This window comes from Pandoraea bronchicola (assembly GCF_902459805.1).
Classification (GTDB): domain Bacteria; phylum Pseudomonadota; class Gammaproteobacteria; order Burkholderiales; family Burkholderiaceae; genus Pandoraea; species Pandoraea bronchicola.
This window is the reverse complement of the sequence record NZ_CABPST010000015.1, coordinates 40,411-53,361: the sequence shown is the minus strand read 5'-3', so window position 1 is coordinate 53,361 and position 12,951 is coordinate 40,411. Positions and strand designations below refer to the sequence as shown.

Annotated in this window: 10 protein-coding genes; 7 read left to right on the top strand and 3 right to left on the bottom strand. The window is 63.1% G+C overall.

Annotated features, from left to right (window positions below; translation table 11 throughout):
- Positions 1-43 precede the first annotated feature (43 nt).
- The 5 genes from alaS (at position 44) to PBR20603_RS21470 (ending at position 6,638) form a co-directional block, all read left to right on the top strand.
- Positions 44-2,668, top strand: a complete 2,625-nt coding sequence (gene alaS, locus PBR20603_RS21490; protein ID WP_150561486.1) for an alanine--tRNA ligase — start codon at positions 44-46, stop codon at positions 2,666-2,668.
- Between the two features lie 366 nt (positions 2,669-3,034).
- Positions 3,035-4,291, top strand: a complete 1,257-nt coding sequence (locus PBR20603_RS21485; RefSeq protein WP_150561485.1) for a YbfB/YjiJ family MFS transporter — start codon at positions 3,035-3,037, stop codon at positions 4,289-4,291.
- 61 nt (positions 4,292-4,352) lie between these two features.
- Positions 4,353-5,123, top strand: coding sequence for a class II aldolase/adducin family protein (locus PBR20603_RS21480; protein WP_150561484.1), 771 nt, complete (start codon positions 4,353-4,355; stop codon positions 5,121-5,123).
- Positions 5,124-5,219: 96 nt separating this feature from the next.
- Positions 5,220-5,432: a 4-oxalocrotonate tautomerase gene (locus PBR20603_RS21475; protein ID WP_281356093.1), complete on the top strand. Its 213-nt coding sequence runs from the start codon at positions 5,220-5,222 to the stop codon at positions 5,430-5,432.
- A 90-nt stretch (positions 5,433-5,522) separates the two neighbouring features.
- Positions 5,523-6,638: a threonine aldolase family protein gene (locus PBR20603_RS21470; protein ID WP_246174913.1), complete on the top strand. Its 1,116-nt coding sequence runs from the start codon at positions 5,523-5,525 to the stop codon at positions 6,636-6,638.
- Between the two features lie 27 nt (positions 6,639-6,665).
- Here PBR20603_RS21470 and PBR20603_RS21465 read toward each other — a convergent pair whose 3' ends face one another.
- A complete protein-coding gene (locus PBR20603_RS21465; protein WP_150561570.1) occupies positions 6,666-7,964 on the bottom strand; it encodes a chloride channel protein in 1,299 nt (432 codons plus the stop codon).
- A 252-nt stretch (positions 7,965-8,216) separates the two neighbouring features.
- On the opposite strand from PBR20603_RS21465, the gene PBR20603_RS21460 reads away from it, so the two are divergent.
- Together PBR20603_RS21460 and PBR20603_RS21455 are read left to right on the top strand one after the other, a co-directional pair.
- Positions 8,217-8,747: an NUDIX domain-containing protein gene (locus PBR20603_RS21460; RefSeq protein WP_150561482.1), complete on the top strand. Its 531-nt coding sequence runs from the start codon at positions 8,217-8,219 to the stop codon at positions 8,745-8,747.
- 89 nt (positions 8,748-8,836) lie between these two features.
- A complete protein-coding gene (locus PBR20603_RS21455) occupies positions 8,837-9,064 on the top strand; it encodes a sulfurtransferase TusA family protein (protein WP_017231876.1) in 228 nt (75 codons plus the stop codon).
- Between the two features lie 73 nt (positions 9,065-9,137).
- On the opposite strand, the gene galU is transcribed toward PBR20603_RS21455, so the two are convergent.
- The gene (gene galU / locus PBR20603_RS21450) at positions 9,138-10,022 is read right to left on the bottom strand and encodes a UTP--glucose-1-phosphate uridylyltransferase GalU (RefSeq protein ID WP_150561481.1); all 885 of its coding nucleotides are present in this window, start codon (positions 10,020-10,022) and stop codon (positions 9,138-9,140) included.
- A gap of 29 nt (positions 10,023-10,051) precedes the next feature.
- On the bottom strand, positions 10,052-12,913 hold the full coding sequence (locus tag PBR20603_RS21445; protein WP_150561480.1) for a valine--tRNA ligase: 2,862 nt from the start codon (positions 12,911-12,913) through the stop codon (positions 10,052-10,054).
- Positions 12,914-12,951: the final 38 nt, after the last annotated feature.

The following is a 12,951-nucleotide window of genomic DNA, read 5'->3' as shown; positions in this document are numbered from 1 at the left end:
CAGGCTTGGCTTAGCTCGCCCGGTCCCCACGCTCACGTACCCTATGAAAGTCGCAGACATTCGGGAAAAATTCCTCAACTTCTTCGAGTCGAAGGGGCACACCATCGTGCGCTCGTCGAGCCTCGTGCCGTCCAATGACCCCACGCTGCTGTTCACGAACTCCGGCATGGTGCAGTTCAAGGACGTCTTCCTCGGTCTCGAGACGCGCCCGTACAAGCGCGCGACCACGGCCCAGCGCAGCGTACGCGCGGGCGGCAAGCACAACGATCTGGAGAACGTCGGCTATACGGCGCGTCACCACACGTTCTTCGAAATGCTGGGCAACTTCTCGTTCGGCGACTATTTCAAGCGCGAAGCGATTCAATATGCGTGGGAACTGCTGACCGAGGTCTACAAGCTGCCGAAGGACAAACTCTGGGTCACCGTCTACAAGGAAGACGACGAGGCCTACGACATCTGGGCGAAGGAAGTCGGCGTGCCGACCGAGCGCATCATCCGCATCGGCGACAACAAGGGCGCGCGCTATGCCTCGGACAACTTCTGGCAGATGGCCGACACCGGCCCCTGCGGTCCGTGCTCGGAAATCTTCTTCGACCACGGCGCTGATGTGTGGGGCGGCCCCCCGGGATCGCCGGAAGAAGACGGCGACCGCTACATCGAGATCTGGAATCTCGTGTTCATGCAGTTCAACCGCGACGAGCAGGGCAACATGACGCCGCTGCCCAAGCCCTGCGTGGACACCGGCATGGGGCTTGAGCGTATCGCGGCCGTGCTGCAGCACGTGCATAGCAATTACGAAATCGATCTGTTCCAGCACCTGATCAAGGCCGCTGGCCGTGAGACCGGTGTGACCGATCTCGCCGCGAACTCGCTCAAGGTGATCGCCGATCACATTCGTGCCTGCTCGTTCCTGATTGTCGATGGCGTGATTCCGGGCAACGAAGGCCGTGGCTACGTGCTGCGCCGTATCGTCCGCCGCGCGATCCGTCACGGCTACAAGTTGGGCTGCAAGAAGCCGTTCTTCTACAAGCTCGTGCCGGATCTGGTCGCCGAGATGGGCGTTGCCTATCCGGAACTCACGCAGGCGCAGCAGCGCGTGACCGATGTGCTCAAGCAGGAAGAAGAACGTTTTGGCGAAACCATCGAGAACGGCATGGAGATTCTCGAAGGCGCGCTGGCCGATCTGGCCAAGCGCGGCGTGACCACGCTCGACGGTGAACTCGCCTTCAAGCTGCACGACACGTATGGTTTCCCGCTGGATCTGACGGCCGACGTCTGCCGCGAGCGCAGCATCACGGTCGACGAGACTGCGTTCGACGCCGCGATGGCGCGTCAGCGTGAACAGGCCCGTGCTGCGGGCAAGTTCAAGATGGCGACGGCGCTCGAATATAGCGGCGACAAGACCCGCTTCCAGGGCTACGACAAGCTGGTGCTCGAAGGCGCGAAGGTAACGGCGCTCTACGTTGACGGCACGAGCGTGGGTAAGCTCTGCGCTGGTCAGCAAGGTATCGTGGTGCTCGACACCACGCCGTTCTACGCTGAATCGGGCGGTCAGGTGGGCGATCAGGGCCTGATCACCTCAGGGGGCGCACGTTTCGGTGTGTCGGACACGCAAAAGATTCAGGCCGACGTATTCGGTCACTACGGCACGCTGGCGTCGGGCGAGCTGAAGGTGGGCGAGGCAGTCACGGCGCAGGTCGATGCCGTGCGCCGTGCACGCACCGTTCGCAACCACTCGGCTACGCACTTGATGCACAAGGCGCTGCGTGAAGTGTTGGGCGCGCACGTGCAACAGAAGGGCTCGCTCGTCGACGCCGACAAGACCCGTTTCGACTTCGCCCATAACGCCGCGATGACCGCCGACGAAATCCGTCGTGTGGAAGACATCGTCAACGCCGAAGTGCTGGCCAATGCCCCGACGCAAGCTGCGCTGATGTCCTTCGACGATGCCGTCAAGGGCGGCGCGATGGCGCTGTTCGGCGAGAAGTACGGTGACGAAGTGCGTGTGCTCGATATCGGAACGTCGCGCGAACTGTGCGGCGGCACGCACGTGACACGTACGGGCGACATCGGCCTGTTCAAGATCGTGATGGAAGGTGGTGTTGCCGCCGGTATCCGCCGTGTGGAAGCCATTACCGGCGACAACTCGGTGCGATTCGTGCAGAAGCTCGACGATCAGGTCAACGAGGCCGCTGCTGCGCTCAAGACCCAGCCGGCCGAACTGACGCCGCGTATCGCGCAGGTGCAGGAGCAGGTCAAGTCGCTCGAGAAGGAGCTGGCGGCGCTCAAGTCGAAGCTCGCTTCGAGCCAGGGTGACGAGCTGGTCGAGAAGGCGGTCGACGTGAACGGTCTGAAAGTGTTGGCCGCGCAACTCGAAGGTGCCGACGTCAAGACGCTGCGCGAGACGATGGACAAGCTCAAGGACAAGCTCAAGAGCGCGGCGATCGTGCTCGCGGCTGTCGAGGGCGGCAAGGTCAGCCTGATCGCGGGCGTGACGGCCGACGCCACTGGCAAGGTCAAGGCCGGTGAGCTGGTCAACTTCGTCGCGCAGCAGGTCGGCGGCAAGGGCGGTGGCCGTCCGGACATGGCGCAGGCTGGCGGTACCGACCCGTCGCAACTGCCGCAGGCGTTGGCCGGCGTGCAGGGCTGGGTGGCCGGCAAGGTCTGACGAGATCCGATCCGGCAAAGGCGGCAGCACAGGCTGCTGCCCCGGTTCGATTGGCTGGCTCCGGTGATTTACCGGGATGGCCTGAGCAAAACGCGCACTTCGGTGCGCGTTTTGCATTGGCAAAGTGGATGATCCCGTGCCGTCGGGTGGCCTGACGCGCACACAGTACAGTTTCAGTATTAGCAAGGATGCCGAAGCGAAGGGCTCCAGCGTTTCATTCCAGTGAGGAGCCCCAGAGCTCGAACGGCAAATACGGTCCATGGCCCTGCGCGACGCAGGGGAACCCCCGCATCCGGGAATGGTTTGCATGTAAAGTATTCGGAAAGCTGCGCGCACCGGTGCGTGGTTTCCCACAAAGCTATCGCCATGCCAGCCACACTCGCCGATTCCGACAGAACCGTCTCGTTGCATCAGCCATCGCCTGAGCGTGCGGCGTGGCGCATCGCCTTGTCCTGCATGCTTGCCCTGGCCATCGCCATGGGCATTGGCCGCTTTGCCTTCACGCCGATGTTGCCGCTGATGTTGCATGAGCGGCTCACCGATATTCAACATGGCAGTTGGCTCGCTTCCCTCAATTACGCGGGTTACTTCATCGGGGCGTTGTCATGCATGTGGCTGCGCTTCACGCCGACGCTCATCATCCGTTTCGCGCTGGCGGCGACCGTCGCGCTGACATTGGCGATGGGGCTGCTCGAGTCGTTCGCCGTCTGGGCCGTGGTGCGCACGCTGGCGGGGGTGATGAGCGCATGGGCGATGGTGTTTTCGGCGGGGTGGGGCTTCCGCAAGCTCGGTGAGCTGCGTATGCCGAGTCTCGGCGGCGTGATCTTTGCCGGTCCCGGCGCAGGCATTGTGGTCACGGGGTTGCTTGCTAACCTGAACAACACGCTGACGTGGCCCGCGCGTGGCGGCTGGTTGTTGTGTGGGGTACTGGCGCTGATATTGCTCGTGGTGATCTGGCGCACGTTCGCGGCCGATGTCGCCGAACCGGCGAAGACCGCCGATACCGTCAAATCCTCTGGCGGCACGCCCTCGCATGCTGCCGCTCACGCGGTCAATCATGGCAGCGGCGAGAGCGTCATCCCGGTCACGGTGCTCTACGGCTTCGCCGGATTCGGTTACATCATCACGGCGACCTTCCTGCCGGTTATCGCGCGTCAGGCACTCCCAGGGTCGCCGTGGCCCGACCTCTTTTTCCCGCTGCTCGGACTCATGGTGATGCCGGGGGCCATCATCGGCGCGCGTGCGCCGCTGGCCTGGGACAACCGGCTGCTGCTCGCCGCGTGCTACGTCACGCAAGGCTTGGGGGTCGGAATCGGTATCGTGCTGCCGAATGCCGTGGGGTTCGCGTTGGGGAGTGTGCTCGTAGGGCTGCCGTTCACCGCGATTACCGTGTACGCGGTGCGCGAATGCCGACGCCTGCGTGGGGACAATGCCAATGGCCTGATCGGTCTGGTCACGGCATCGTACGGGATCGGGCAGATCGTCGGGCCGCTGGTGGCCGCGCCACTCGTCGAGGCCACCGGCAGCTTTACCGCAGCGCTGCTGTGCGCGAGCGGTGTGCTCGTGCTCGGCGCGATCGGCTTCGGGTGGGATTGGCGGCGTTCACTTGAGCACGCGCGCTGAAGCGCCTGTGCTGCGTGTCGCCGTCTGCCGGTCCGATATCTCCTTTCTCTGAGACTTATCCATGTCCTTTACCCTGCAGGCGGGCAGAAAGGCCGCCACTGCCATGAGCGACGCCGAGCGTCGGATGCGCGTCGATCTTGCGGCCTGTTACCGGCTCGTTGCACTGCACGGCTGGGACGATCTCATCTACACCCACATCTCTGCGATGGTGCCGGGCGAGCCGGGGCACTTTCTCATCAACCCGTTCGGTCTGACATTCGACGAGGTGACGGCATCGAATCTGGTGAAGATTACGATGGCCGGCGAGATCGTCGGGGAGAGCGAGCACCCCGTGAATGTGACTGGGTTTGCCCTGCACGGCGCGGTGCATGCGGCGCGTGCTGACGCCGCGTGTGTCATGCATCTGCACAATACGGCGGGCATCGCAGTGTCGATCCAGCCGCATGGATTGCTGCCGATCTCGCAGCATGCCCTGCGCTTTCACGAGCGTATCGGCTATCACGACTACGAAGGGCTGGCGTTTTCGCCGTCGGAGGGCGAGCGGCTCGTGACCTCGCTCGGCGCGCATCCGGCCATGCTGCTGCGCAATCACGGCACGCTGACGACGGGGCGCACGGTCGCCGAAGCGTTTGTGCTGATGGCCACGCTGGTCAAGGCGTGCGAGATCCAGTTGCTGGCGCTGGCGGGCGGTGTGGCGCCGCATTTGCCCAGCGTGGCGGTGCAGGATAAGACCGCCGTTCAGCTCGAAGACGGCGGCGCCATCGAAGGCGTGTTGGAGTGGCCTGCACTACTACGCAAACTGGATAAAATAGACGCCTCGTTTCGCGATTGACCGCTGCGCAGGCGTGCCGTCGCGAGCGTCAGGCAAGCCAGCAGGCTTTGCCCGAGAGATAGGAGAGGCGGCAGTGCTGCCAATCTTGATAACGACATAAGGAGAGAGACTGCAATGCCAACGTTTCACGTCGAGATGTTCGAGGGGCGCTCGGTCGAGCAAAAGCGCGCATTCGTCAAAGCCGTCACGGAAGCGGCGGTGAAGACGATCGGTTGCAAGGCAGAGTCGGTGGACATCATCATTACTGACGTCAAGCCCGAGAACTGGTCGACCGCAGGCACGCTGTGGTCGGACCCGCGTCCTGAGTAAAACCGGGCGAGCCGGTGCTCACCGCAGGGGCCGCCGGCAGATCCGAGGCGGGGATGCTCAGGGCGTCCCTGCCGTATTGATGAGGTTGTCATGTCGCAAGTCCCGTCCCTATCGAGTCCTCACGCCGCCACCCATGCCGGCGCCAGCAGCGAACCGGCCCAAACGCCGCAACACTTTGCGTCGGACAATTACGCGGGAATTTGCCCCGAGGCGCTGCATTATCTGATTGAAGCAAACGCCAGCGGCCACGAAGTTGCTTACGGCGACGACACGTGGACGCAGCGCGTGTGCGACGGCATTCGCCAGTTGTTCGACACGGATTGCGAGGTCTTCTTCGTCTTTAACGGCACGGCAGCCAATTCGCTCGCACTGGCGTCGCTATCGCAGTCGTATCACTCCGTCATCTGCCATGAACTGGCACATGTCGAGACCGACGAGTGCGGTGGTCCGGAATTCTTCTCCAACGGGGCGAAGCTGCTCACCGCGCGTGGACGCGAGAACAACGGCAAGCTCACGCCAGACGCCATCGAGTCGGTCATCAACCGGCGTTCGGACATTCACTTCCCGAAGCCCAAGGTTGTCACGCTCACGCAGGCGACGGAAGTTGGTACCGTCTACTCGGTCGACGAGATCAAGGCGATCTCGGCCGTTGCCAAGCGGCGCAATCTGCGTGTGCATATGGACGGTGCCCGCTTCGCCAATGCGGTCGCGGCACTGGGCTGTCATCCGGGCGACGTGACCTGGCGGGCGGGCGTGGACGTGCTTTGCTTCGGCGGCACGAAGAATGGCTTGCCGGTGGGTGAGGCCGTGGTGTTCTTCAACCGCGCGCTGGCCGAAGATTTCGCCTACCGGGTGAAGCAGGCGGGGCAATTGGCGTCGAAGATGCGCTTCATTTCCGCGCCGTGGCTTGGCATGCTGGAACACGACACATGGCTGCGCAACGCACGCCACGCCAATGCGATGGCGCAATTGCTCGCTCAGCGCATTCGCGATGTGCCGGGCGTGTCGCTGATGTTCGAGACACAAGCCAACGCCGTGTTCGCGGAATTGCCGTTGCACGTGATCGAAGCGCTGCGTGCGAAGGGCTGGCGCTTCTACACGTTCATTGGTGCGGGTGGCTGCCGCTTCATGTGTGCGTGGGATACCCGCCCGGAGACGGTCGAGCGCCTGGCTGCGGATATCCGGCAACTGAGCGTGAAGGCTTGATCGACCGCCGCGAGGCGGTCGCGCCATTCACCCCTGTCGCGGCGCGGGCGCCGTTGGCGTGAGGAAGCGATGCGCCAGCGTGTGATAGAACGACGGCGCAATCGCTTTCGAGACCTGTGTCGAGAGCAGGGCGACGGCCATGAGAGGGATCACCATCTGATGACCGTCGATCATCTCCATGACGATCACGAACGACGTAATCGGCGATTGCGTGACCGCCGCCAGATATCCGACCATACACAGCGCGGCCATGGCCGGGAGCGGTATGACTGAGGTGACGTGGGCCATCACGTTGCCGAGCCCGGCCCCGATAGCGAGCGACGGCGCGAAGATGCCGCCGGGAATCCCCGACAGGTACGACACGCACAACGCAGCGAACTTCAGCAGCGCGTAGAGCGGCGAAAGGGCCGCGTGCGACTCGAGCAGGCCGCGCGCCTCGGCATAACCACTGCCGAACGTCGTGCCGCCCGAGACCACGCCGATCACGGCGATGGTCAGCCCGCACAGAAACGCGAAACGCACCGGGTGTGCCCGGCGCAGACCCACCAGCGACGCGGGCATCCATCGTGGCACGTTAAGCATCAGCCAGCCGAACACGCCGCCTGCGACGCCCGTCAGCAGGCTGGCGGCGACCAAGACCGGGATCAGCGTCCAGCGGAACTCGGTGAGCGCCTTGATCTGTCCGAAGTACAGGTAGTTGCCCTGCAGGCCGAGGGCGACGACCCCGGAAAAGATGATGGCCGTGATGAGCGTGCCGCTGTTGCGGGCGACGAAACTCCGGCTCAATTCCTCAATGGCAAACACGACGCCCGCGAGCGGCGTGTTGAACGCGGCCGCGAGCCCGGCCGCCGCGCCTGCCAGCGTCAATTGACGCTCGATGTGCGCGCTGCTGCGGCGATAACCGCGGCGCATCGCATACATGAGCGATGCACCGATCTGGACCGTCGGTCCTTCACGGCCGATCGTGAAGCCGCAAAGAATGCCGAGAAACGAGATCGCGATCTTGCCGACCATGATGCGCAGCGACAGCAGCGATTTCGATAGCCGAGAGTCCTGCAACGTGGCGATGACCTGGGGAATACCGCTGCCTTCGGCGCCACGGAAGCACTTCTGCGTTAGCCAGATGGCCAGCGCAGCGCCAAGTGGCGTGACGATCAGCGGGAGCCATGCGCCATACGAGAGCATGCGCTGGAACAGTTCGAAGCCGAAGTCGATCAGCTTGGCGTACGCCACGGAGACCAGGCCCACGAGCACTGCGCCGAGCCAGAATACGCCGTAGTTGTGCCAGAGGCGGCGCGACCTATGTACTACCCCCTTTCTGGCCAGACGGGCCGATAACGATGGCGACGGCGATGGCGACGACGCCGGCACAGGTGTCGGCGATGGGGGCGGGGGAGCTGAGGCGGACTCGGTGTTTGGCGGGATGGCTGACACTTGGTCGTGGGCGATGAGCGAAAGACGTTGGACGATTATACGCCCCGGCCCTCGCGGGCTTGGTCCGCCGGCGTCCCGGAATCTTCAGAATGTGCAGCGCGTCATGAGTTCATTTAAGATATTCGAATTCGCGGAAGAACGATCATGAACGAACTAATTTTCTGTCCCCGTTGCGCTTCGTCGCTCGACTCGCGGGAGGTGGCCGGGCGCATTCGCCGCGCCTGTCCGGATGCCGCTTGTGGTTTCGTCCACTGGGATAATCCGTTGCCGGTCGTGGCTGGCCTCGTCGAGTACCGCGGCCAGATCCTGCTGGCGCGCAATGCGGCGTGGACAGAGGGCATGTTTGCGCTCATCACCGGATTTCTTGAGCGCGATGAAACGCCCGAAGACGGCATTCGGCGCGAGATCAAGGAAGAGACCAATCTGGAGACCGACGCGATTTCGCTGCTCGGCGTCTACGAATTCATGCGCAAGAACGAGTTGATCATCGCCTATCACGCGGTTTGCGATGGCGATATCCGTCTCTCGGAAGAACTTGCCGAGTTCCGTCTCGTTTCGCCGGAGCAGGTGCGCCCATGGCGGGCAGGCACCGGACACGCCGTGGCCGAGTGGCTGCGGCGGCGCAATCTGCCGGTCGAATACGTCGATTCGGCGAGGCTGTCGATTGCCGGCTGACGGCGCGGTGCGGCGACTACGGTAGAATCGCGGTCTGCAGGGGGAGCCCGGCACACGATTCGAACAGGACTGACGAGAGGGACAAGAGCATGGAATTCCAGAAAGAAGTCGACGCGAGCGGTCTGAACTGCCCGCTGCCGATCCTGCGTGCCAAGAAGGCACTTGCCGACATGCAGAGCGGCGAAGTACTGCACATCATTGCCACCGATCCGGGTTCGGCGCGCGACTTCAGCGCGTTTGCCAAGCAGACCGGCAACGAACTCATCGAGTCGCGCGAAGAAGGCAAGACGTTCCACTTCCTGATGCGCCGCCGCTGATTGCACCGCGCTGCGGGTGAAAAAAAGCCGACGGACATGCCGTCGGCTTTTTCTTTGGTGCAGTGCCTGACGCTTACCCGAGATCGCCGTGCGTCTCGCGCAGGTACTCTCGGAACGCGTCCTTCAGTTCCGGGTGACGCAGCGCAAACTCCACCGTCGCCTTCAGGTAGCCGAGCTTGCTGCCGCAATCGAAGCGCTTGCCCTTGTAGCGATACGCCAATACGACTTCATCCTGCATCAGCTTCTGGATGGCATCCGTCAATTGGATCTCGCCACCCGAGCCCGGATCGATCTCGCGAATGCAATCGAAGATGCGCGGACGCAGCACGTAGCGGCCGACAACGCCCAGATTCGACGGTGCATCTTCCGGTGCCGGCTTTTCGACGATATTCGTCAGTTTGACGATGTCCTTCTCGCCCCACTCGTTGCCCGCGACGATGCCGTACGAGCGGCTCTGCTCGATGGGGATCTCTTCCACGCCGATGATCGAGTTGTGATACTGGTTGTACAGATCGACCATCTGCTTGAGCACCGGCGGGTCGCCATCGAGCAAGTCGTCGGCGAGAATGACCGCGAACGGCTCATCGCCCACGAGCTTCTCTGCACACAGCACCGCATGCCCCAGACCCAGCGCCTTGGGCTGACGCACGTAGAAGCAGTCGATATGCTGCGGCTTGATCGAATGCACGACGTCGAGCAGCGCCTGCTTGTTCTTGGCTTCGAGTTCCGCTTCGAGTTCGAAGGCCGTGTCGAAGTGATCTTCGATCGCACGCTTGTTGCGCCCCGTCACGAAGATCATCTCCGTAATGCCGGCGGCCGCCGCTTCTTCCACCGCGTACTGAATCAGCGGCTTGTCGACGACGGGCAGCATTTCCTTCGGGCTCGCCTTGGTCGCCGGGAGGAATCGGGTGCCGAGGCCCGCAACGGGGAACACGGCTTTGGTCACGACGGTTTTCATTGGTATCTCCCTGGTAGCTATCGAGCGTCTCAAGCGGGCAGGCGGGCGAGCTGAGCCTGCAATTTGCCGAGAACGGCTTCAAAGTCGACCAATCGTTGCTTCTCGAGTTCCACGACGTTGGCAGGCGCTCGCGCCACAAAGCTCTCGTTGGAGAGCTTGCCGTGGCACTTCGCGATCTCGCCTTCGAGACGCTTGACTTCCTTGCCGAGGCGCTCGCGCTCTGCCGCGACGTCGATCTCCACCTTCAATGCGAGCTTGTTCGCGCCCACCACGGCGAGCGGCGCGCCGGCGGCCTGCGCGTCGAGCGTGGCTTCGTCGGCCAGCACCTGCACCTCGGAGAGCTTCGCCAGCGTTTGCAGGTACGGTGCGATCGACGTGAGGAATGCCACATCGCCCGCCACCAGCAGAGGGACGCGTTGGGCCGGCGAGAGGTTCATTTCCCCGCGCAGGTTGCGGCATGCGTCGACCGCCGCCTTCAACTGCTGCATCCAGGCTTCGTCGCCTTCGTCGATCTTGCTCGTGTCGGCCACCGGGTACGGCTGCACCATGATACTGGCTTCGCCCGCTGCCTTGTCTGCCGGATAGCGGCCGGCCAACGGCGCCACCTTTTGCCACAGGGCTTCGGTGATGAACGGGATGATCGGGTGCGCCAGGCGCAGCACCGTTTCCAGCACACGCAGCAGGGTGCGGCGCGTAGCGCGCTGTTGCGCCGGGGTGCCGTTCTGAATCTGCCACTTGGCCAGTTCGACGTACCAGTCGCAGTACTCGTCCCACACGAACTTGTAGATCGCGCTGGCGATGTTGTCGAAGCGGTAGTCGGCAAAGCCCTTCGCGACATCGGCTTCCACGCGTTGCAGCAGCGACACGATCCAGCGGTCGGCGCGCGAGAAGTCCAGTTGACCGTCCGGACCGCAATCCCCCACGCACGGCGCCATGCCGCAGTCCTGGCCTTCGCAGTTCATCAGCACGAAGCGCGTGGCGTTCCACAGCTTGTTGCAGAAGTTGCGATAGCCTTCGCAGCGCGCGAGATCGAAGTTGATGTTCCGGCCGAGCGTGGCCATCGATGCGAACGTGAAGCGCAACGCGTCGGTCCCGAACGGCGCAATGCCTTCCGGAAATTCCTTGCGCGTCTTCTTCTCGATACTCGCGGCCTGCTTCGGGTTCATCAGACCCGTCGTGCGCTTGGCGAGGAGGGCGTCGAGCGACACACCGTCGACGATGTCGATCGGATCGAGCGTGTTGCCCTTCGACTTCGACATCTTCTGGCCTTCGGCATCGCGCACGAGGCCGTGCACGTACACGGTCTTGAACGGCACCTTGCCCGTGAAGTGCGTGGTCATCATGACCATGCGCGCCACCCAGAAGAAGATGATGTCGAAGCCGGTCACCAGCACCGACGACGGCAGGAAGTGCTTCAGTTCGGGCGTCTCTTGCGGCCAGCCAAGCGACGAGAACGGCACCAGTGCCGACGAGAACCATGTGTCGAGCACGTCTTCGTCGCGCTTGAGTGTGCCGGTGTAACCGTTAGCACGCGCCTTCCCGATCGCTTCGTCTTCCGTGCGAGCGACGTACACCTTGCCTGCATCGTCGTACCACGCGGGAATCTGGTGGCCCCACCAGAGTTGACGCGAGATACACCAGTCCTGAATGTTCTCGAGCCACTGGTTATAGGTCGTCGTCCAGTTCTCCGGCACGAACTTGATCTCACCGCTGCGCACGACATCGAGCGCCGTCTCGGTAATCGACTTGCCCGGATGGAACGTGCCTTCCGGTGCGGGTTTGCTCATCGCGACAAACCATTGGTCGGTGAGCATCGGCTCGATGACCGTGCCGGTGCGGTCGCTGCGCGGCACCATCAGCTTGTGCGGTTTGACCGATTCGAGCAGGCCCTGTGCGTCGAGGTCGGCGACGATCTGCTTGCGCGCGTCGAAACGATCCAGTCCGCGGTACTTTTCCGGGGCGTTCTCGTTGATCTTCGCGTCGAGCGTGAGAATGTTGATCTGCGGCAGGTTGTGGCGCTGGCCCACGGCGTAATCGTTGAAGTCGTGCGCCGGCGTGACTTTCACCACGCCCGTGCCGAATTCGCGATCGACGTAATCGTCGGCGATGATCGGGATTTCGCGATCGGACAGCGGCAGCTTGGCCATCTGGCCGATCAGGTGTTTGTAGCGCTCGTCTTCCGGATGGACCATCAGCGCGACGTCGCCGAGCATCGTCTCCGGACGCGTGGTGGCAACCGTGAGTGAACCCGAGCCGTCAGCCAGCGGATAGCGAATGTGCCACAGCGAGCCTTCTTCTTCCTCGCTGACCACTTCCAGATCGGACACGGCGGTGAGCAGGGTCGATTCCCAGTTCACGAGACGCTTGCCACGATAGATCAGCCCCTGCTCGTACAGCGTGACGAACACGTCGCGCACGGCCTGGGACATCTTGTCGTCCATCGTGAAGTACTCACGACTCCAGTCGATGGACGCGCCCAGACGGCGCACCTGACGCGTGATCGTACTGCCCGACTGTTCCTTCCAGTCCCAGACTCGCTCGACGAACTTCTCGCGGCCGAGGTCGTGGCGCGAGATCTTCTGGGCGTCGAGCTGGCGCTCGACGACGATCTGCGTGGCGATGCCTGCATGGTCCGTGCCCGGCACCCAGAGGGTGTTGGCACCTTTCATGCGGTGATAGCGGGTGAGGCCATCCATGATCGTCTGGTTGAACGCATGCCCCATGTGCAGCGTGCCGGTAACGTTCGGCGGCGGCAACTGGATGCTGAAATCTTCGCGGGCGTCGTCGAAAGTCGGCCGGGCATAGCCGCGGCGTTCCCATTCGGGGCCCCAGTGGGCTTCGACGTCCTGCGGCTCGAAGCTCTTGGCAAGCGTATTGTCGCTGTCGCTCATGGATTGGATGGACCGTGTAATGCGTGAAACCCTGAATT